Source organism: Caballeronia sp. AZ1_KS37 (assembly GCF_023631165.1).
Lineage (GTDB): Bacteria > Pseudomonadota > Gammaproteobacteria > Burkholderiales > Burkholderiaceae > Caballeronia > Caballeronia zhejiangensis.
Genome location: NZ_JALQDP010000026.1, coordinates 13,469 through 31,918, shown reverse-complemented (window position 1 = coordinate 31,918; position 18,450 = coordinate 13,469). Strand labels below are relative to the sequence as shown.

At 63.4% G+C, this 18,450-nt stretch carries 19 protein-coding genes; 4 read left to right on the top strand and 15 right to left on the bottom strand.

Annotated elements, in window-relative coordinates:
* Positions 1-112: 112 nt before the first annotated feature.
* Positions 113-1,519 carry an NADP-dependent phosphogluconate dehydrogenase gene (gene gnd, locus NCS00_RS14445; protein WP_008354103.1) on the top strand — a complete coding sequence of 469 codons (1,407 nt, stop codon included), beginning with the start codon at positions 113-115 and terminating at the stop codon, positions 1,517-1,519.
* Between the two features lie 145 nt (positions 1,520-1,664).
* Here gnd and NCS00_RS14440 read toward each other — a convergent pair whose 3' ends face one another.
* Genes NCS00_RS14440 through NCS00_RS14415 form a run of 6 tightly spaced genes read right to left on the bottom strand, consistent with a single transcriptional unit; the run spans position 1,665 to position 8,396 of the window.
* Positions 1,665-2,789, bottom strand: coding sequence for a Gfo/Idh/MocA family protein (locus tag NCS00_RS14440; protein ID WP_250440343.1), 1,125 nt, complete (start codon positions 2,787-2,789; stop codon positions 1,665-1,667).
* The gene (locus NCS00_RS14435) at positions 2,786-3,853 is read right to left on the bottom strand and encodes a sugar phosphate isomerase/epimerase family protein (protein ID WP_008354106.1); all 1,068 of its coding nucleotides are present in this window, start codon (positions 3,851-3,853) and stop codon (positions 2,786-2,788) included. The genes NCS00_RS14440 and NCS00_RS14435 overlap by 4 nt, the downstream gene beginning before the upstream one ends.
* Positions 3,854-3,898: 45 nt before the next feature.
* Positions 3,899-4,864, bottom strand: a complete 966-nt coding sequence (locus NCS00_RS14430) for a substrate-binding domain-containing protein (RefSeq protein WP_008354107.1) — start codon at positions 4,862-4,864, stop codon at positions 3,899-3,901.
* A gap of 25 nt (positions 4,865-4,889) precedes the next feature.
* Positions 4,890-5,906, bottom strand: a complete 1,017-nt coding sequence (locus tag NCS00_RS14425; protein ID WP_008354108.1) for an ABC transporter permease — start codon at positions 5,904-5,906, stop codon at positions 4,890-4,892.
* Complete coding sequence (locus tag NCS00_RS14420) at positions 5,887-7,374, bottom strand: sugar ABC transporter ATP-binding protein (protein WP_250436332.1); 1,488 nt, start codon at positions 7,372-7,374, stop codon at positions 5,887-5,889. Before NCS00_RS14420 ends, NCS00_RS14425 begins: the two co-directional genes overlap by 20 nt.
* A gap of 2 nt (positions 7,375-7,376) precedes the next feature.
* Positions 7,377-8,396, bottom strand: a complete 1,020-nt coding sequence (locus NCS00_RS14415) for a LacI family DNA-binding transcriptional regulator (RefSeq protein ID WP_175982938.1) — start codon at positions 8,394-8,396, stop codon at positions 7,377-7,379.
* Between the two features lie 193 nt (positions 8,397-8,589).
* On the opposite strand from NCS00_RS14415, the gene NCS00_RS14410 reads away from it, so the two are divergent.
* Positions 8,590-9,006, top strand: coding sequence for a YciI family protein (locus NCS00_RS14410; RefSeq protein WP_250440342.1), 417 nt, complete (start codon positions 8,590-8,592; stop codon positions 9,004-9,006).
* Positions 9,007-9,015: 9 nt separating this feature from the next.
* On the opposite strand, the gene NCS00_RS14405 is transcribed toward NCS00_RS14410, so the two are convergent.
* From NCS00_RS14405 to NCS00_RS14390, 4 genes are all read right to left on the bottom strand, one after another.
* Positions 9,016-10,209, bottom strand: a complete 1,194-nt coding sequence (locus NCS00_RS14405; RefSeq protein WP_250440341.1) for a thiolase family protein — start codon at positions 10,207-10,209, stop codon at positions 9,016-9,018.
* Between the two features lie 13 nt (positions 10,210-10,222).
* Complete coding sequence (locus NCS00_RS14400; RefSeq protein WP_033536683.1) at positions 10,223-10,930, bottom strand: SDR family oxidoreductase; 708 nt, start codon at positions 10,928-10,930, stop codon at positions 10,223-10,225.
* Positions 10,931-11,011: 81 nt separating this feature from the next.
* On the bottom strand, positions 11,012-11,440 hold the full coding sequence (locus NCS00_RS14395) for a MarR family winged helix-turn-helix transcriptional regulator (RefSeq protein WP_033536665.1): 429 nt from the start codon (positions 11,438-11,440) through the stop codon (positions 11,012-11,014).
* A gap of 32 nt (positions 11,441-11,472) precedes the next feature.
* Positions 11,473-11,757 (bottom strand): hypothetical protein, encoded by a 285-nt coding sequence (locus NCS00_RS14390; RefSeq protein ID WP_175982935.1) that lies wholly within the window; start codon positions 11,755-11,757, stop codon positions 11,473-11,475.
* Here NCS00_RS14390 and NCS00_RS14385 point away from each other — a divergent pair.
* Complete coding sequence (locus NCS00_RS14385; protein WP_008354116.1) at positions 11,730-12,884, top strand: branched-chain amino acid ABC transporter substrate-binding protein; 1,155 nt, start codon at positions 11,730-11,732, stop codon at positions 12,882-12,884. The two genes, NCS00_RS14390 and NCS00_RS14385, sit on opposite strands and share 28 nt — an antisense overlap.
* A gap of 36 nt (positions 12,885-12,920) precedes the next feature.
* On the opposite strand, the gene NCS00_RS14380 is transcribed toward NCS00_RS14385, so the two are convergent.
* The 5 genes from NCS00_RS14380 to NCS00_RS14360 all read right to left on the bottom strand — a co-directional run bounded on the left by NCS00_RS14380 (position 12,921) and on the right by NCS00_RS14360 (position 17,150).
* Positions 12,921-13,379 carry a hypothetical protein gene (locus NCS00_RS14380; RefSeq protein ID WP_051079078.1) on the bottom strand — a complete coding sequence of 153 codons (459 nt, stop codon included), beginning with the start codon at positions 13,377-13,379 and terminating at the stop codon, positions 12,921-12,923.
* Between the two features lie 21 nt (positions 13,380-13,400).
* Positions 13,401-13,616 (bottom strand): hypothetical protein, encoded by a 216-nt coding sequence (locus NCS00_RS14375; RefSeq protein WP_008354118.1) that lies wholly within the window; start codon positions 13,614-13,616, stop codon positions 13,401-13,403.
* Between the two features lie 215 nt (positions 13,617-13,831).
* On the bottom strand, positions 13,832-14,503 hold the full coding sequence (locus tag NCS00_RS14370) for a response regulator (protein WP_008354119.1): 672 nt from the start codon (positions 14,501-14,503) through the stop codon (positions 13,832-13,834).
* The gene (locus NCS00_RS14365; protein ID WP_250440340.1) at positions 14,500-15,873 is read right to left on the bottom strand and encodes a sensor histidine kinase; all 1,374 of its coding nucleotides are present in this window, start codon (positions 15,871-15,873) and stop codon (positions 14,500-14,502) included. Before NCS00_RS14365 ends, NCS00_RS14370 begins: the two co-directional genes overlap by 4 nt.
* Positions 15,874-16,238: 365 nt before the next feature.
* Positions 16,239-17,150, bottom strand: coding sequence for a LysR substrate-binding domain-containing protein (locus NCS00_RS14360; RefSeq protein WP_034473137.1), 912 nt, complete (start codon positions 17,148-17,150; stop codon positions 16,239-16,241).
* Between the two features lie 130 nt (positions 17,151-17,280).
* Here NCS00_RS14360 and NCS00_RS14355 point away from each other — a divergent pair, with 130 nt between their 5' ends.
* Positions 17,281-18,435 carry a methionine aminotransferase gene (locus NCS00_RS14355; protein ID WP_250440339.1) on the top strand — a complete coding sequence of 385 codons (1,155 nt, stop codon included), beginning with the start codon at positions 17,281-17,283 and terminating at the stop codon, positions 18,433-18,435.
* Positions 18,436-18,450: the final 15 nt, after the last annotated feature.

Below are 18,450 nucleotides of genomic sequence, written 5' to 3'. Positions count from 1 at the left end.
GTCGGAACCGGAGACGATCTCTCTCGCGCGGGCGCCGCCCCATCGACACGTTTTCATCCCGAAGCCGCGCGCCACGAGCCGCGCGACGCTTCGGTCATTCGGAGATCAAGCAATGAGCAAGCAAGCTATCGGCGTGGTAGGCCTCGCCGTCATGGGCCGCAACCTGGCCTTGAACATCGAGAGCCGCGGCCACGCCGTTTCGGTATTCAACCGCAGCCGCGCCAAAACCGACGAACTGATTGCCGAACATCCCGACAAGAAGCTCGTGCCGACCTACACGCTCGAAGAGTTCGTCGAGTCGCTCGAAAAGCCGCGCCGCATTCTGATGATGGTGAAGGCCGGCGCCGGCACCGACGAGACCATCGCTTCGCTGCGTCCGCTGCTGGAAAAGGGCGACATTCTCATCGACGGCGGCAACACGCATTTCACCGACACGATCCGCCGCAATCAGGATCTCGCGAAGTCGGGGCTGCATTTCATCGGCACGGGCGTGTCGGGCGGCGAGGAAGGCGCGCTCAAAGGCCCGTCGATCATGCCGGGCGGACAGAAGGAAGCGTACGAACTCGTCGCGCCGATCCTCACGGAAATCGCCGCGAAGGCGCCGGACGGCGAGCCGTGCGTCGCGTACATGGGCCCGGACGGCGCGGGCCATTTCGTGAAGATGGTGCACAACGGCATCGAATACGGCGACATGCAGTTGATCGCCGAGAGCTATGACGTGCTCAAGCGCGTCGCCGGTCTGTCGAACGAAGAGCTGGGCAAGGTGTATGTTGAGTGGAATCAGGGCGAACTGGACAGTTACCTGATCGAAATCACGTCGAAGATTTTCTCGAAGAAGGACGAGGAAACCGGCAAGGATCTCGTCGATGTGATTCTCGACCGCGCCGCGCAAAAGGGCACGGGCAAGTGGACGAGCCAGAACGCGCTGGACCTCGGCGCGCCGCTGCCTTTGATTACGGAAGCGGTGTTTGCCCGCGTGCTGTCGTCGCTGAAGACGCAGCGTGTGGCGGCGAGCAAGGTGCTGGCTGGCCCGACGCCGAAGTTCGACGGCGATCGCGCGGCGTTCGTCGAGTCGGTGCGGCGTGCGTTGTATCTGTCGAAGATCGTCTCGTATGCGCAAGGTTTTGCGCAGTTGCGCGCGGCGTCGGAAGAGTACAAGTGGGATCTGCATTACGGCGAGATCGCGAAGATTTTCCGGGCGGGCTGCATCATCCGCGCGCGCTTTTTGCAGAAGATCACCGATGCTTATGCTGCGAAGCCCGACCTCGCGAATCTGTTGCTCGATCCGTATTTCAGCGATATCGCGGCGAAGTATCAGGAAGCGCTGCGCGATGTCGTCGTGGCGGCCGTGAAGGCGGGGATTCCGGTGCCTGCGTTCTCGTCGGCGATTGCTTATTTCGATGCGTATCGGTCGGAGAGGTTGCCCGCGAACCTGGTGCAGGCGCAGCGCGATTTCTTCGGCGCGCATACGTTCGAACGCACGGATAAGGAAGGGAGTTTTCACGCGAATTGGGCGTGAGGATCTGACTGAACAGATCGAGAGCATGAGACGCGGCTTCCTTTGGAAGCCGCGTTTTTTCTTGCAGCCAAGCTGCGAAACCTTCGATTCGCAATCGAGCGTTTGGCGCGCATTTCGGCTGAAGGCGAAGAAAGTGGGTATTCGACTAACTCTTCAGCCCCACCCACTCCCCATTCCGCCCCCCACTCCTCAACACCGCCTCCACGAACCGCAACCCCGCGACCCCATCCTCGACGGTCGTCAGCCAGTCATCCCCCTGCGTCGTCCCGCTCGCGATACACGCCGCCGCATCCGTATAAACCTGCGCGAACGCTTCCAGATACCCTTCCGGATGTCCCGCCGGCACGCGCGTCGCGTGCAGCGCTTCAGGACTTTGCACGCGCCCGCGCGTGATGCGCTCCGACGCGCCGCCTATCGGCGTGAACCACAATTCGTTCGGCTTCTGCTGATCGAACGCAATGCCCGCCTTCGTCCCATACACGCGCAATCGCAACGCGTTCTCCTCGCCGGCCGCGACCTGACTCGCCCACAACATGCCACGCGCGCCGTTCTCGTAGCGCAACATCGCCTGAACATGATCGTCCACACGACGATTCGGCACGAACGTCGTCACATCGGCGGCAAGCTCGGATGGCCGCATCCCCGTCACGTATTCCGCAAGCTGATACGCGTGCGTGCCGATATCGCCGAGACATCCCGCCGGTCCAGCGAGCGCGGGATCGGTGCGCCATACGGCCTGCCGGTTCGCCTGCGTCTCGACAGGAAGAGACAGCCAGTCCTGCGCATACTCGACCTGCACCACGCGAATGTCGCCGAGCAAGCCGCGCTGCACCATTCCGCGCGCATGCCGCACGAGCGGATAACCCGTGTAGGTATAAGTCACCGCAAACACGCGATCCTTCTCGCGCGCGAGCTTCGCCAGCGCCTCGCCTTCATCGAGCGAAACGGCGAGCGGCTTGTCGCAAATCACGTGAATGCCCGCTTCGAGAAAAGCGGTCGCGATCGGCGCATGCAGATGATTCGGCGTGACGATCGCGACCGCCTCGATGCCGTCCGAGCGTCCAGCCTCGATGCGCGCCATCTCGCGAAAATCGTCGTAGCTGCGCGCGAGCCCGATCGCCGCGGCGCTCGATGCCGCGCGCCGCGCATCCGACGACAACGCGCCCGCGACGAGTTCATAGCGATCGTCGAGCCGTGCCGCAATGCGATGCACCGCGCCGATGAACGCGCCCTCGCCGCCGCCGACCATCCCCAACCGCACGCGATTCATCGCTTGTCTCCGGAATCGATGCCGAGCACGCCGCGCATCTGCTCGCGGCTCGCGCCGCTGCCCGCGAAGTCATCGAAGGCGCGCTCGGCCACGCGGATGATGTGATCGCGGATGAACACCGCGCCTTCGCGCGCGCCGTCTTCCGGATGCTTCAGCGCGCATTCCCATTCGAGCACGGCCCAGCCGCCGAAATCGTATTGCGCCATCTTCGAGAAGATCGCCTTGAAGTCGATCTGGCCATCGCCCAGCGAACGGAAGCGGCCGGCGCGATCGACCCATCCGGAATAGCCGCCGTACACGCCCTGTTTCCCGCTCGGCCGGAACTCGGCGTCCTTTACGTGAAACGCCTTGATGCGCGCGTGATAGATGTCGATGAACGCAAGGTAGTCGAGCTGCTGCAACATGAAGTGGCTCGGATCGAACAGGATGTTCGCGCGCGGATGATCGTCCACCGCCGCGAGAAAACGCTCGAACGTCACGCCGTCATGCAGGTCTTCGCCAGGATGAAGCTCGTAACACACGTCGATGCCCGCGCGATCGAACTCGTCGAGAATCGGACGCCAGCGGTTCGCAAGCTCTTCGAACGCGGCTTCGACGAGACCCGCCGGACGCTGCGGCCACGGATACACATACGGCCACGCGAGCGCGCCCGAAAACGTCACGTGCGCGTTCAAGCCGAGACGCTTCGACGCCGCCGCCGCGAGCTTCATTTGCGCGATCGCCCATTCGGTCCGCGCGGCCGGATCGCCCCGCACATGCGGCGCGGCGAAGCCATCGAACAGCGTGTCGTATGCGGGATGCACGGCGACCAGTTGTCCTTGCAGATGCGTCGACAACTCGGTGATCGCGACGCCCGCATCGTCGACGGTGCGGCGAATCTCATCGCAATACGCATCGCTCGATGCGGCCTTCTCCAGATCGATCAGACGCGGATCGGCAGGCACCTGTATGCCCTTGTAACCGAGCGACGCCGCCCACGACGCGAGATTCGCGAGCGTATCGAACGGCGCCTGATCGCCCATGAACTGTGCGAGAAATATCGCCGGGCCTTTGATGGTTTTCATCTTTCGCCTCCACAAAAAGAAGGCCGGATGAACGGCCTTCGCGCATCAGAACGGCGAGTTCGGGAAATAGAACTGCTTGGCGTTGTCCTTCGTGATGAGCACCGACGGGATGATCGTCGTCGGCGGCAGCTTGTCGCCCTTCAGGCGCGCTTCGGCGGTCAGCTTGATCGCGTCGTAGATGAACTTCGGCGAATACGAGACATCGGCCGGCACGCGCGCGTCGCCGTCCATGATGCGCTTGACCGCTTCCTTCGATCCCGCGCCGCCGAACACGATCTTGATGTCCGTGCGCTTCGCCTGATCGATCGCCTTCAGCACGCCGACCATCATGTCGTCATCCGCGGCCCACACGGCGTCGATATGCTTGAAGCGCGTGAGATAGTCCTGCATTACCTTGAACGCATCGTCGCGATTCCAGTTGGCGTATTTCGCATCGAGAATCTTGATGTCGGGATATTGCTTCAGCACGCCTTCGAAGGCGTTCCAGCGCTCGTTGTCGAGTGTCGTCGGAATGCCGCGCAGCGCGACGATATCGCCCTTGCCGTTCAACTGCTTCGCGAGAAACTCGGCGGGAATCTTGCCGAAAGCGGTGTTGTCGCCGGCGACGTACGCGTCCTGCGCGCTCGTGTCGGTCAGGCCGCGATCGACCACCGTCACATACACGCCTTTCTTCTTGACCTGCGCGACCGGTTGCGTGAGCGACGCCGATTCCTGCGGGAAGATCACGAGCGCATTGATCTTGTTGACCGTGACCAAATCCTGCAACTGGTTCGCCTGCTCGGGCGCGGTGCTCGCCGTCTTCACGATCACCTTCAGGTCGGGATGCGCCTTTTCCAGTTCCTTCTTCGCTTCGTTGGCCCACCACACGATGCCGCCCGTGAAGCCGTGATCGGCGGTCGGAATGGCGACGCCCAGCACGACCTTGTCGGCGGCGAATGCGGACGACGATGCAGCGGCGAACGCGCTCGCCGTCAACGTGAGCGCGCCGAGCGCGCGAAGCATTTTCTTCATGACGATGTCTCCTGTTTTATGACTATCAACGACGACCGCGCTGCAAGAATGCTACGAGGATGATGACGGCGCCCTGCACCGCCGCATTCAGATACACGCTGATGATGCTCGTGAGATTCAAAATGTTGTTGATGACCGAAAGCAGAATCGCGCCGATGACCGTGCCGATCACGCGCCCTTCGCCGCCCTTCAGCGCCGTGCCGCCGACCACGACGGACGCGATCGCTTCGAGTTCCCACAGGAGGCCCGTCGTCGGCGTGGCGGAGCCTAAGCGCGGCACATACAGAATCGTCGCGACGGCCACGCATAAACCGAGCAGCACATACGTGACGATCTTCACACGATCCACGCGAATCGCCGCATAACGCGCGACCTGTTCGTTCGATCCGATCGCCTGCACATGACGCCCGTACACCGTGCGATTGAGCACGAGCGCACCGCCCGCCGCCACGATCGCGAACACCCAGATCGGCACCGGAACATGCAGCAGACTCGCGTAATAAACCGGCCCGTAAAGATCGACGAGCGAGTTGTCGAGCGTGAGCGCGCCGCCATCCGCGAGCCATGTGAGCAGCGCGCGAAATATGCCGAGCGTGCCGAGCGTGACGATGAACGGCTCGATGCGACCTTTCGTCACGAGCACGCCATGCGCGAAGCCGAACAGCGCGCCGAGCACGAGCGCGAGCACGATGCCGAGCGCGATGATCAGAAGCGGCGGCACCGCGTGGCCGTGAAAGCCCTGCATCAGCGCGTTCATCATGTAGATCATGCTGCCCGCGATGAGCGCGGCCATCGAACCGACCGACAGATCGATGCCGCCCGAGATGATGACGAAGGTCATCCCCACCGCGATGATGCCAATGAACGACGTGCGCGTGAGCACGTTCATCGCGTTGTCGACGGTGGCGAAATCGCCGTTGAGCAAGGTGCCGCCGATACACAGCGCGATCAGCCCGATGAGCGGCCCGACGCCGAACATGAAGCGCGCGACGGTGGAGAGACGGCTCTCGCTTTCGGTGTCTTCAGTGTGTGCCGGTCGCATGCGCGATCAACCTCTCTTCGGTCAAAAGATCCATGCCGAGTGTCGCGACGAGTTCGCCCGCGCGCATCACCGCGACGCGATGACACAAGCCGATCAGCTCGATCAGTTCGGACGAGATCACGATCACCGCGCGGCCTTCCGCGGCCAGCCGATGAATCAGGAAATAGATATCGCGTTTCGCGCCGACATCGACGCCGCGCGTGGGTTCGTCGAGCACGATCACGCGCGGATCGGGATTCAGGAACTTCGCGAGCGCGAGCTTCTGCTGATTGCCGCCCGACAGCATGCGCGCGCGTATCGACGCGTTGCCGGTGCGTATGCCGAAGTCCTTCACCGCCGCGTTCAGGGCTTCGCGTTCCGCGCGCGTATCGATGAGCGGATGCGCGTAGCGCTCCAGCGTCATCATCGTGAGATTGTCTTTCAGCGCCATGTCGACGTGAAGGCCGCGCCCCTTTCTGTCTTCGCTCAGATAAGTGAGGCCTTGCTGCATCGCTTCGCGCGGGCCTTTGAGCTTGACCGTTTTTCCGTCGATGACGACGCGCCCCGCACAGAGCGGACGCAGGCCGACGAGCGCTTCGAACAGCTCCGTGCGCCCCGCGCCGACGAGTCCCGCGAAGCCGAACACTTCGCCCTTGCGCACCGAAAAGCCGATGCCGTCGGCCCAGCCCGGCACCGAGGCGCCTTCGACTTCGAACGCGACCGGCGCGTCGTCGGACAACGGCGGCTTGTCGGGGAACATGTCGGAGACTTCGCGGCCGACCATCAGATTGGCCATCTGCTGACGCGTCAGCTCGTCGGTCGGCGCGCGCGCGACGAAGCGGCCATCGCGCATCACGATCACTTCGTCGGTCACGCGTTCCACTTCGTCGAGCTTGTGCGAGATATAGACGATGGTCGTGCCCGCTTCCTTCAGACGCGCCATCAGGCCGAAGAGACGCTGCGTCTCCGATGGCGTCAACGTCGCGGTCGGTTCGTCCATGATGAGCAGGCGCGCGCTGCGCAACATCGCCTTCGCGATCTCGACGAGCTGCTTCTCCGCGACGATCAGATCGCGCACCTTCGTATCGGGATTCTTGTGCAGGCCGACGTCGTTCAACGCGGCGCGGGCATCGTCGCGCATCGCGGCTTCATCGAGGAAGAAGCCTTTCTTCAGCTCGTGCCCGAGGAACATGTTCTGCGTGATGCTCAAATGATCCGCGAGATTCAATTCCTGATGGATCAGCACGATGCCGGCATGTTCGGCATCGCGCGAACTCGTGAAGTCGCGCGCGCGTTCATCGACGAAAAGCTCGCCCGCGTTCGCACGCTCGTAGCCCGCGAGAATCTTCATCAGCGTGGACTTGCCCGCGCCGTTCTCGCCGAGCAATCCGTAGATGCGGCCCGGCGCGAGATCGAAGCTGACGCCGTGCAGCACGCGCACCGGCCCGAACTGCTTTTCGATGCCCTGAAAGCGCACGGCGAGGCTCATCGTCACGCGCTCCTTCTTCGAATCAGCCGATGCGGCAGCAGCACGCCCGGCACATCCGCGCGCGGGTCGCGCAGGCGCTTGAGCAGCAGGTCGGCTGCGGTTTCGCCGAGCAGTTGCATCGGCTGCGAAACGGTCGTGAGCGGCGGATCGACATGCGCGGCAACGGCGATATCGTCGAAGCCGACGACAGCGACATCGTCGGGCACTGAAAAGCCCGCGCCGCGAAAGCCGTTCATCACGCCGATGGCGAGCGTGTCCGACACGGCGAAGGCGGCCGTCGGACGCGCATCGCCCAACGATGCGAGTTGCGCGGCCGCGCGCTCGCCCGCGTCGTAATCGAGGCTGTCGAGTTCGATCAGCCACTCCGCGCGCGGCTCGATGCCGGCTTCGATCAACGCATCGCGATAGCCCGCGAGCCGCTGTCGTCCATACAGATAACCCTGACCCGAGTTGATGAGCGCAATGCGCCGATGCCCCTTCGCCGTCAGATAACGCACGACATCGCCCGCGGCGAGATGATTGTCGATGCCGACGTACGGCACGCCCGCCGCCGGATCGAACTCGCAGCACGCGACCCACGGCAGCGTCGACGCTTCTTCGGCGAGCGCTTTTTGCACGGCGGCGGGATCGAGACAGATGGCGCCATCGGCGCGGCGGCCGCGCAGCAGATCGAAATAGCTTCGCTCGCGCAACGGGTCCGCGCCGGTATCGCACAGCAGCATGAAGTAGCCGTTCTGACGCGCGACGCTGTCGATGCCGCGCACGATCGCCGCATAGAACGGATTGCCGAAGTCGGGGACCATCGTGAGGAGCAGGCGGCTTTCGGCCGTGCGCAGATTGCGCGCCAGCTCGTTGATGCGATAGCCGCTCGTCGCGACCGCTTCGAGCACTTTTTCGCGCGTCGTCTCGCGAACGTTCGTGTGTCCGTTGAGCACGCGCGATACGGTCGCGACCGACACGCCCGCGCGTTCAGCGACGTCGGCAATCGATACTTCTTCGCGTGGTCGAACCGTATCTGACATCGCTTTGCCGCGCGTCGCGATCGAGATGTAATGGATTACATTATTTGATCTTACGGGTCGCGAAGGCAACAGCAATCGACTAGGGAAAAACGCTTAAGGGCGGGCATGTCGATCTCGTGTCATGTTGCTCGTCGTTAGGTGTGAGCGTACCGAAGACGCTCGATAAATACACCAACTTCAAGGAGCGATCCACATGCGATTCATGATGCTGATGATTCCGCGCGGCTACGAAAGCGCCGAACCGGGCACGATGCCGAGCGCCGAAGCCGTCGCCGCGATGATGAAATACAACGAGGAATTGCAGAGGGCCGGCGTGCTGCTCGCGCTCGACGGACTGCATCCGCCGTCGATGGGCGCGCGCGTCACGTTCGAAGGCGGCAAGCCGCGCGTCACCGACGGACCGTTCGCCGAAGCGAAGGAAGTGCTCGGCGGCTACTGGATGGTCCAGGTGAAGTCGCGCGAGGAAGCGATCGAATGGGCGAAGCGTTGCCCCGGATCGGATACGGAGATGATCGAAGTGCGGCAGGTCATGGAGATGGACGATTTCCCGCCGGACGTGCAGCAAGCCGCGGCGGGTTTCGATGACATGCAGAAGAACGCGAAGCGCTGACGCGAACGCCTACGCGATCGCTTCCAGCGCGAGCGCGATGCCCTGCCCGCCGCCGATGCACAGCGTCACGATCGCGCGCTTCACGCCGTCGCGGCGCATCGCGTGGGCGAGGCGCGTCGTCAGCACGGCGCCCGTCGCGCCGATCGGATGACCGTGCGCGATCGCGCCGCCTTCGACGTTGACGATGTCGTCGGGCACGCCGAGCGTTTGCGCCACCGCGATCGGCACCGCCGCGAACGCTTCGTTGATCTCGAAGCGCTCGACATCGCCGAGCGTCCATCCCGCGCGCTGCAACGCCTGCTGCACGGCGGGCACCGGACTGAGCCCGAACATCCCCGGCTCGACCGCCGCAACGCCGAACGCCGCCAGGCGCACGAACGGTTCGATGCCGCGCGCGTCCGCTTCGTTGCGGCTCGTCACGATCATCGCCGATGCGCCGCTGTTCAGCCCCGGCGCATTGCCGGCCGTAATCGTGCCGTTGGGACGGAATGCCGGACGCAATTTCGCCAGCGCCGCGAAATTCGTGTCGGGACGCGGCTGCTCATCGCGCGCAAACGCAACGGTTTCCTTGCCCGCCTTCACATCGACGCCGACGATTTCCGCATCGAACGCGCCGTCCTTCTGCGCCGCCGCAAACGACTGCTGCGAGCGCTCGGCCCAGCGATCCTGCGCCTCGCGCGTGATATCGAACTTCGACACGAGATCTTCCGTATGCCAGCCCGAATGCTCGCCCGAGAACGCATCGACGAGACCGTCGCGCAGCAGGCTGTCGTAGATCTGCGCGTTGCCCATGCGATAACCGCGACGACCGCCATCGAGCAGATACGGCGCGCGGTCCATGTTCTCCATGCCGCCCGCGATGGCAAGCCGCGAGACGCCCGCCGCGATTTCCGTCGCCGCCGTCACCACGGCCTGCGCGCCGGAGCCGCACACGCGATTGACCGTCAGCGCGGGCACGGAAACCGGCACGCCGCCGCCGACCGACGCCTGTCGCGCCGGATTCATGCGGTTGCCCGCCTGAATGACGTTGCCGAACACGACCGAATCCACCGATGACGGATCGAGCGCCGAACCCGCGCGCCGCAACGTTTCCGCGATGACGGCCGCGCCCAGATCGACGGCGGGCGTGTCCTTCAGCGAGCCGCCGAACCCGCCGATCGCCGTACGCACCGGATGACACAACACGATGTCCTGCGCAAACATGGCGAGCCTCCGATCAGCGCGGAATTCCGGTGAGGTAGATGGGGGCGTCGGTCGACAGCGATTGCTTGACCGCGCGCCCGGTGTCATCGACGAGCACTTCTTCCTGATTCTTCTCCACCGCCGCGAGCACTTCGCGCACGACATGTTCCGGCGTCGATTTCGGCGCGGTGACTTGCGCGGTCATGTCGGTATCGATGTAACCGGGATGCGCCGCCACGACGAGCGTGCCCTGCTCGCGCAATTCCTCGCGCAGGGCGTTCGTGGCCGCCCACGCCGCCGCCTTCGAGATGTGATACGCGCCGCCCGCCGGCAACGAGACCCAGCTCAGCACCGAAAGAACGTTGATGACCGCACCGCCGCCGTTCTTCTTCAGCACGGGCGCGAATGCCTGCGTGAGCGCAATGGGGCCGAACGTGTTGATTTCGAGCAGATCGCGAATGCCTTGCGTCGATGCCGGATCGACGAGCAAGCCGCGCGTCGTCACGCCCGCGTTGTTGACGATCACTTGGACGTCGGTGTAGGTCGCCGCTGCTTCCGCGATGTCCGCGGCGTTCGTCACGTCGAGGCGGATCGCTTCGACGCCCGGAATGTCGACGCTCTTCGGATCGCGCGCGGCCGCATAAACCTTCGCCGCGCCCGCTTCGATCAACGACTTCGCAAATTGCTTGCCGAGCCCGCGATTGGCGCCGGTGACGAGTACCACTTTTCCTTTGACCTGCATGATCTGCTCCGCTTGATTGTGCATATGCACTAATGCCGATGAATAAAAGGCTCGCACGCGGCGAGCCAGCGCTTGATCAACTCACTCCATCGTCGTCAATTCGAACAGCGACTGGCGCAATGCCTTCGCGCGTTTCTCGCCGAACTTCGTTTCGAATTCCGCCTGCGCCGCGCGCCATTGCGCCGCTGCCTTCACGAGCGTTTCCTTGCCGGTTGCCGTGAGACGCAAGCCGACGGCGCGCGAACTCGCCGATTCCTGCGCCGCTTCGACGAGACCGTCGCGCTGCAAGGGCTTGAGCGCACGCACGAGCGTCGTGCGGTCCATCACCATCGAATCGGCGAGTTCGAGCATCTGCACGCCGGGCTTGCGCCCGATCGCCGCGAGAATCGTGAACTGCGCCGCCGTGATGCCCGCTACGCTCAAATGCCGCTCGTACATTTGCGACACATAACGCGCCGCCTGACGGATCGCAAAACAGTTGCAGTCGAGAGGAGAAGAGTTGGAAGTCATGCCACGCAGAATATTTGTGCATATGCACTTTGTCAAGCGGCGGGATTCAATCGGCCCGATAGCAGCGTCTCGCGGATGGTCGGGAATCGTCGCGCGCGGCGCGTCGGCGAAACGCCCGAAGCCGCCATGGGGTTGAGATCGCGGCGTATCGGGCCTATGCCGAAATCCGCATCGGACGCGCGACTAAACACCAAGACGCGCCGAAATTGGCTCCCTACATTTCGCTTGTCCGATGCCAGGGCGTTCCATTCGATTTCGATTTGCCAGATCAAAAAGGAGAGGGAAAACCATGCGCTTCCGTACCAGACCTTTGGCATGGCTCGTGGCGTGCGCCGCGGCCACGCTCGGCGCCGTGCCTTTTGCCGCGAGCGCTGACGAACTTCCGGTGAAAGTGGGTTTCGCCGCGCCGCTGACCGGCGCGAACGCGGGTTACGGGAAGGATCTCCAGAACGGCGTGCAGCTCGCGCTCGATGAAGCCAACGCGAAAAAGATCACGATCGGTGGCAAGACGGCCAAGTTCGAGATCCGCGCGGAAGACGATCAGGCCGATCCGCGCGTCGGCGTGCAGGCGGCGCAGAAGCTCGTCGACGATGGCGTGGTCGTCGTCGTCGGACACTTCAATTCGGGCACGACGCTGCCCGCATCGCCGATCTACAACAACGCCGGCATCCCGACGATCGATCCCGCCGCGACCAATCCGACCATCACGACGCGCGGCCTCGCGAACATGTTCACGGTGATTTCCAGCGACGCGCAGAACGCGGGCAACGCCGGCGTCTACGCGGTGACGACGACGAAGGCGAAGCGCATCGCGATCATCGACGATCGCACGGCCTTCGGTCAGGGCGAGGCCGACGAGTTCGAGAAGGCGGTGAAGGCGAAAGGCGGCACGATCGTCACGCGCGAATACAGCGACAATCAGACCGTCGATTTCAGCGCGCAACTGACGCGCATCAAGTCGACCAACGCGGATCTGATCTTCTTCGGCGGCCTCGACCGGCAGGCGGCGGCGGTCGTCAAGCGGATGAAGCAGCTCGGCATGAACGCGCAGTTCGTGGGCGGCGGCGGCGTGATGGACGCGGATTTCCTCAAGCTCGCCGGCGACGCCGCCGAGGGCGCGCAGGCGTGGGAATACGGCAGCCCGCTCGACAAGCTGCCCGAAGGCAAGGCATTCAGCGAGAAGTTCCAGAAGCGCTTCGGCGTCGCGATCCTGTCGTATGCGCCGTTCGGCTACGACGCCGCGTGGGCCGCGATCAACGCGATGCAGAAAGCCAATTCCATCGATCCGAACGTGTACCGGCCGGTGCTGAAGACCAACAAGTTCGACGGCATCACGGGGCCGATCGCGTTCGACGACAACGGCGCGTTGAAGAACGCATCGTCGACGCTGTATCAGGTGAAGAACGGGCAGTGGGAATCGGTCGTGACGAAGCACGGCATGTGATCGAAACGCTTCGCGCGGCCGCCCGCGCGAAGCGTTTCAATGCGTGGGCGAATCGCTCGGGCGCGGCAACGTCGCGATGAAACGTTCGAGATGCTCGTTGCATTCGATGACCGCTGAAAGACGCACTTCTCTCATCTGCCGGTCGTGCTCGTTGATCACCGCAGTGAGCCGCGGCACCGCAGTCGCGGGAAGGCGCCAGTCGCCGACCGTCAGGCCGCGGTCGAGCAACGCGAGCACGTCGCCCTGCACTTCATCGAGCGTCGCGCGGTCCAGAATGCCGAAGCCCGCCTCGGTCAAGAGTCCCGACAGCAGCACGGCCTGCGCGATGCACTGCGCCTCGATCAGACTCGCCCGGCCACGCTTGACCGATTCGAGTGCGATCCGGCATTGAAGGATGACTTTGTCCGCCTCGACGCGCGGCATCGGCAGCCAGTAGATTCTGGCGTTCCGGTCTCGCGACGGTTTCGGGAGCCTTCGTATTTTCGTGTTCGACATCGTCTCGACTCCTCGTGGCGTTCAATCGACAAGCAGAAGACAAGCCAGCGAAACGAAACACAGAAGCGCGCTGAGACAGAAGAACCGGTCGGATTTCGCCAGCGGTCCACGCGGCGTCTGCGGCAAGGGCGCGTCGTCCCGGATGATTCTCAAGACCGCGACGTACTCCACGATCGAACAGCACAGCATGACCGCCGCTGCGAGCAGGAAAGCAACAACCAGAATGTTGATCGACATAACTTCATGCACCCCAGATAGTGGTCGCAATGGTCCGGCGCGCCATGTCAAGAAGTGAAACGCGATTCACGCGCACATGACGTCCGACTGTTCCGGTCAGCGCATCATTCGCGCTTGTCGCGGAACATGAAACGCATCCTAGCCGCTCGAATCTTTCACGGCGCTATCGCGCGTGCTACGCATATCTAAGTATTGTCACCGAGCGCACACATCGATCATTCTTCGCGTGCGCGCAGGATATAGCCGAGACCGCGCAACGTCATGATCTGCGCGTTCGTTTCGGCCAGCCGCTTGCGCAAGCGATGAATATAGATGTCGATGGCATCGGCGCTGGCGACATCGTCTAGACTGAAGATGCATTCCATCAGCATCGACTTCGACACGGTCTTGTCCTGCCGCAGGATCAGCGCTTCGAGAATCGCGTGCTCGCGACGTCGCAGCGAAATGGGCGCGCCCCGATAGCTGAACTCGCGCGTGGCGAATGCATACCGGAGATCGCCGCACATCAGCGCGACGGCTTTCTGCGCGCTCTGACGACGCACCAGAGCCTTGATGCGGGCCACCAGTTCACGCGCATCGAAAGGCTTGACGACGAAATCGTCCGCGCCCGCTGCGAAGCATTCCACCTTGTCCTCGATCGATCCGTGCGCGGTCAGCATCAGTACGGGCACGGTGTCGCCGCGGCGCCGCAGCCGTCCGAGCAGTTCCTTGCCGCTCATCGCGGGCAGGCGCATGTCCAGCAACACGACATCGTAGGTGCATTGATTGAGGATCGACGTGGCGCATTCCGCGTTCGGCACATGATCGACGATGAAAGAATCCGCCTTCAACAGACTCACGATCCAGTGCGCCAGCTCGGCGTTGTCTTCGACGAGCAGCAGCTTCATCGGATGTCCCCGCCGGACCATGCGGGCAGCCTGACCGACACGGACAATCCTGCACGCGCGTAGCCCGCCCCGAGCGTGACGGTGCCGCCGTGGCGCAGCGCGATCTCCCGCACGATCGGCAGCCCGAGCCCGGTGCCATCGGTAAAAGCAGACGCGCGATAGAAGCGCTCGAACACATGCGCGCGTGCCTCGGCGGAAAGCCCCGGACCGTTGTCGACCACCTGCAACAGAACCTGCTCGTGCGAACGCCTGACGATCACGGTGACGCGCCCGCCCGGCTGCGTGTAGCGAATGGCGTTGTCGACGAGGTTCGACACGAGCGCGGACAGCAGCGCCGCGTTGCCCGCCACCATCGTGCCCGGTTCGGTTTCTGCGCCAAGGTCGATATCACGCCGCTGCGCCAGCACGATCAGTTCTTCGAGCACGGACTCGACGACATCCGTCATGTCCGTCATCGTTCGTATGGGTTCGGGCGTGGACTCTGCCTGCGCGAGCATCAGCAGTTGCTTCGTTACGGCTTTCATCTTTTTCATGCTCCGGCCCGCGCTCTTGAGCGCGATCTCGCATGCGCGCTCGCCGCCGCAGTTCAGGCAAGCGTATTGGATCTGAGTGTCGAGAAGCGTGAGCGGCGTGCTGAGCTGATGCGCCGCATCGGACACGAAATCGCGCTGTGTCCGCGCGTGATGCCTGACTTGCGCGATGCATTGATTGAGGGCGTCGACGATCGGCCGGAGTTCGCGTGGCAAAGCTTGCGCGCGCATCGGATCGATTTCCAGCGGCGAGCGCCCGGCGAGGTCGTCCTTGAGGCGCATCAGCGGACGGAGCGCGGCCGCGAGACCGAGCGGAACGAGCGCGGCGACCAGCGCGAGCATCACGCATGCGCGCAGCAACTGCGGGCGCCATAGCTGATCGCGCATGGCATGCCGCGAAGCCCGCGTCTTGGCGACGATGACCCGCGCCGCCACCACCTTGCCGTCATCGAACAGAAAACGCGGATAAGAGATGGCGCGAACCTTCGTACCCTCGAACTCGGCGTCGAAATAAACGGGATGTGAGCTTTCGCGCTCGGGCATCGGAAGCTCCGGCCTGCCGCCGAGCAATCGGCCGCGTTCGGCGACGATCTTGTAATACACGCGATCCCGATATGGCGACTCGAACATTTCGAGGGCCGCTGGCACGATCTTGACGGTGAGTTCGCGATCGGACCACTCGATGCCATCGCCGATGGTCCGTGCGGAGGCAAGGAGCGCCGCGTCCTCCATCATGTCCGCCGTGCGGCACGCGGAATCGTACGAAGCGATCGATGTAATCAGCACGAAAAGGGCGAGCGGCGCGAGCAGCCAAAGAAGCAGGCGTATGCGCAGGCTCATCCGTCCGCATCTCGCGAACCGCGCGCACGCCGGCCGCAGCGGACGTTTCAGATTTTCGGCAGACGTGGCTTCGCCGGATTGCCGGTGTCCGTTGATGTCACGCCCGGGCATAGGCACTCGCGCTCGGGCCGTATGAAGCGAAGGATCTGAGTCGCACCCAGGCATCTCCGTCTGTTCGCAGGCGGCGGCTGTCGCAGCCTGTCATCTTTTGTGTGCGGATTGTAGTGGGTCGAATCCTTCGCAGTTCTTTCGCAGATTCCTATTCTTAATACGGAGTTTCCATGAGTCGAAGAAACTCAAACATCGGCCGTTTAGGAATAGTTCTACGTTCTGCAGGATGTGCTTAACCCATAACCCGCAGCGGATCAAAGATTGCGACGAAGATTTTCACGCGTGTGCGCCGCCTCATCGGCAAGCCATTGCGCGAACTGCTGCAACGCGGGCGACGGCGCGGGCCGCTCCGGATACACGAGGTAGTACGCCGCGCCGCTCGGCACGCACAGTGAAAACGGCGCGATGACGCGCCTGGCGCGCAGGTCTTCTTCGATCAGCGAGAGGTCGCCGATCGTCACGCCCAAACCCTGCATCGCCGACGAAATCGCCAGATCGAGCGTGTCGAAATGCTGCGCTTTCGTCGACGGCAGGCCGGCGTAACCGTAAGCGCCGAGCCACAGTAGCCAGTCGCGGCGGTCGCGCGTTGGATGCAGCAGCGTTTTCCCGGCGAGATCGTCGGGTGTTGGCGACGCGTTCTTCTTAGGCTTCCACAATTCAGGCGCGCAAACCGGCGTCAGCACTTCATCGAAAAGATGATGCACGCTCGCGCCCTTCCCCGACGGCGCCGCGCCGAAGACGATCGCTGCGTCGAACTGCTCCGCGCTGAATTCGACGCCATGCGCCACCGACGCCGTCACTTCCACGACCAGTTCGGGCCGCTCGTTCTGCAGGCGGATCACGCGCGGCAGCACCCAGCGCATCGCGCAGGTCGGGCACTTCACGCGCAGAATGCCGGATTGCGCGCCGCCTTTCGCGAGGGCATCGTCGATCTGTCCGAACGCCTGCTGCAACGGCGCGACCAGCAACGCGCCATGATGCGTGAGCGCGAGCCCGCGCGCCTGCCGCGTGAAAAGCGCATAACCGAGATGCGCCTCCAGCCCGGCGATCTGACGGCTGACCGCGCCCTGCGTCACGTTCAGCACCTCGGCCGCGCGCGTGAAATTCAGTTTCTGCGCCACCACCAGAAAGGTTTTGAGCACGTCGAGGGAAGGCAGGGGTTTCATCGGGTTTTTGACATGTAGCCATGATCTGCAAGCATGGCTAGTATGACAAAGTTTCGATTGTCCGCGCTTTATTGCTGCGGTTGAATCGACGGCAGATTTTCGTCGAACCGCAATTCCGGAGACATCCGCCGTGCAAAGCGCCTGCATTCCCGAGTCGAAGCTGCCGAACGTCGGCACGACCATTTTTACCGTCATCGGCCAGTTGGCCGACGAGCATCACGCGCTCAACCTGTCGCAAGGCGCGCCGAACTTCGCGTGCGATTCGAAGCTCATCGAAGGCGTCGAGCGAGCCATGCGGGCAGGACATAACCAGTACTCGCCGATGTCCGGCGTGTTCGCGCTTCGCGAAGCCATCGCCGTGAAAACGCAGAAGCTCTACGGCGCAACCTACGATCCGGGCACGGAAGTCACCGTCGTCGCGAGCGCGAGCGAAGGCCTGTACGCGACGATCAGCGCGCTCGTGCATCCCGGCGACGAAGTGATTTACTTCGAACCATCGTTCGACAGTTACGCGCCGATCGTGCAGTTGCAGGGCGCGAAGCCCGTCGCGATCAAGCTCTCGCCGCAGGATTTCCGCATCGACTGGGACGAGGTCGCCGCCGCGATCACGCCGAAGACGCGCATGATCCTCGTCAACACGCCGCACAACCCGACGGGCAGCGCGTTCACATCCGCCGACGTCGAGCGGCTCGCGGCGCTCACGCGCGACACGAAGATCATCGTGCTGTCGGACGAAGTCTACGAGCACGTCGTATTCGACGGCGCGCTGCATCACGGCATGGCGCGTTATCCGGCGCTGGCCGAGCGCAGCGTCATCGTGTCGTCGTTCGGCAAGTCGTATCACGTAACGGGCTGGCGGGTCGGCTACTGTCTCGCGCCCGCCGCGCTGACGGCGGAAATCCGCAAGATTCATCAGTTCATGACCTTCTCCGCCGATACGCCGATGCAAATGGCCTTCGCCGAAGCGCTCGCGGATGAATCGAGCTATCTGAATCTCGGGCCGTTCTATCAGCACAAGCGCGATCTGCTCGCGGAATCGCTGAAAGCATCGCGCTTCGAGTTGTTGCCGAGTGCGGGCAGTTTCTTCATGCTGGCGCGTTACGACGCGATTTCCGATCAAGGCGACAGCGATTTCGTGCTGCGCCTGATTCGCGAGGCGCGCGTCGCGACGATTCCGCTGTCGGCGTTCTATACCGACGGCACCGACAACCGCGTGATCCGTCTTTCGTTCGCGAAGGACGACGACACGCTCATCGAAGGCGCGCGCCGCCTTTGCTCGATCTGACGATTTCCTGGAGAC

Excerpts from the sequence above, each read along its gene's own strand:
- gnd (WP_008354103.1), top strand. The coding sequence starts at position 113 with ATGAGCAAGCAAGCTATCGGCGTGGTAGGCCTCGCCGTCATGGGCCGC.
- NCS00_RS14440 (WP_250440343.1), bottom strand. The coding sequence starts at position 2,789 with ATGAATCGCGTGCGGTTGGGGATGGTCGGCGGCGGCGAGGGCGCGTTC.
- NCS00_RS14435 (WP_008354106.1), bottom strand. The coding sequence starts at position 3,853 with ATGAAAACCATCAAAGGCCCGGCGATATTTCTCGCACAGTTCATGGGC.
- NCS00_RS14430 (WP_008354107.1), bottom strand. The coding sequence starts at position 4,864 with ATGAAGAAAATGCTTCGCGCGCTCGGCGCGCTCACGTTGACGGCGAGC.
- NCS00_RS14425 (WP_008354108.1), bottom strand. The coding sequence starts at position 5,906 with ATGCGACCGGCACACACTGAAGACACCGAAAGCGAGAGCCGTCTCTCC.
- NCS00_RS14420 (WP_250436332.1), bottom strand. The coding sequence starts at position 7,374 with ATGAGCCTCGCCGTGCGCTTTCAGGGCATCGAAAAGCAGTTCGGGCCG.
- NCS00_RS14415 (WP_175982938.1), bottom strand. The coding sequence starts at position 8,396 with ATGTCAGATACGGTTCGACCACGCGAAGAAGTATCGATTGCCGACGTC.
- NCS00_RS14410 (WP_250440342.1), top strand. The coding sequence starts at position 8,590 with ATGCGATTCATGATGCTGATGATTCCGCGCGGCTACGAAAGCGCCGAA.
- NCS00_RS14405 (WP_250440341.1), bottom strand. The coding sequence starts at position 10,209 with ATGTTTGCGCAGGACATCGTGTTGTGTCATCCGGTGCGTACGGCGATC.
- NCS00_RS14400 (WP_033536683.1), bottom strand. The coding sequence starts at position 10,930 with ATGCAGGTCAAAGGAAAAGTGGTACTCGTCACCGGCGCCAATCGCGGG.
- NCS00_RS14395 (WP_033536665.1), bottom strand. The coding sequence starts at position 11,440 with ATGACTTCCAACTCTTCTCCTCTCGACTGCAACTGTTTTGCGATCCGT.
- NCS00_RS14385 (WP_008354116.1), top strand. The coding sequence starts at position 11,730 with ATGCGCTTCCGTACCAGACCTTTGGCATGGCTCGTGGCGTGCGCCGCG.
- NCS00_RS14390 (WP_175982935.1), bottom strand. The coding sequence starts at position 11,757 with ATGCCAAAGGTCTGGTACGGAAGCGCATGGTTTTCCCTCTCCTTTTTG.
- NCS00_RS14380 (WP_051079078.1), bottom strand. The coding sequence starts at position 13,379 with ATGTCGAACACGAAAATACGAAGGCTCCCGAAACCGTCGCGAGACCGG.
- NCS00_RS14375 (WP_008354118.1), bottom strand. The coding sequence starts at position 13,616 with ATGTCGATCAACATTCTGGTTGTTGCTTTCCTGCTCGCAGCGGCGGTC.
- NCS00_RS14370 (WP_008354119.1), bottom strand. The coding sequence starts at position 14,503 with ATGAAGCTGCTGCTCGTCGAAGACAACGCCGAGCTGGCGCACTGGATC.
- NCS00_RS14365 (WP_250440340.1), bottom strand. The coding sequence starts at position 15,873 with ATGAGCCTGCGCATACGCCTGCTTCTTTGGCTGCTCGCGCCGCTCGCC.
- NCS00_RS14360 (WP_034473137.1), bottom strand. The coding sequence starts at position 17,150 with ATGAAACCCCTGCCTTCCCTCGACGTGCTCAAAACCTTTCTGGTGGTG.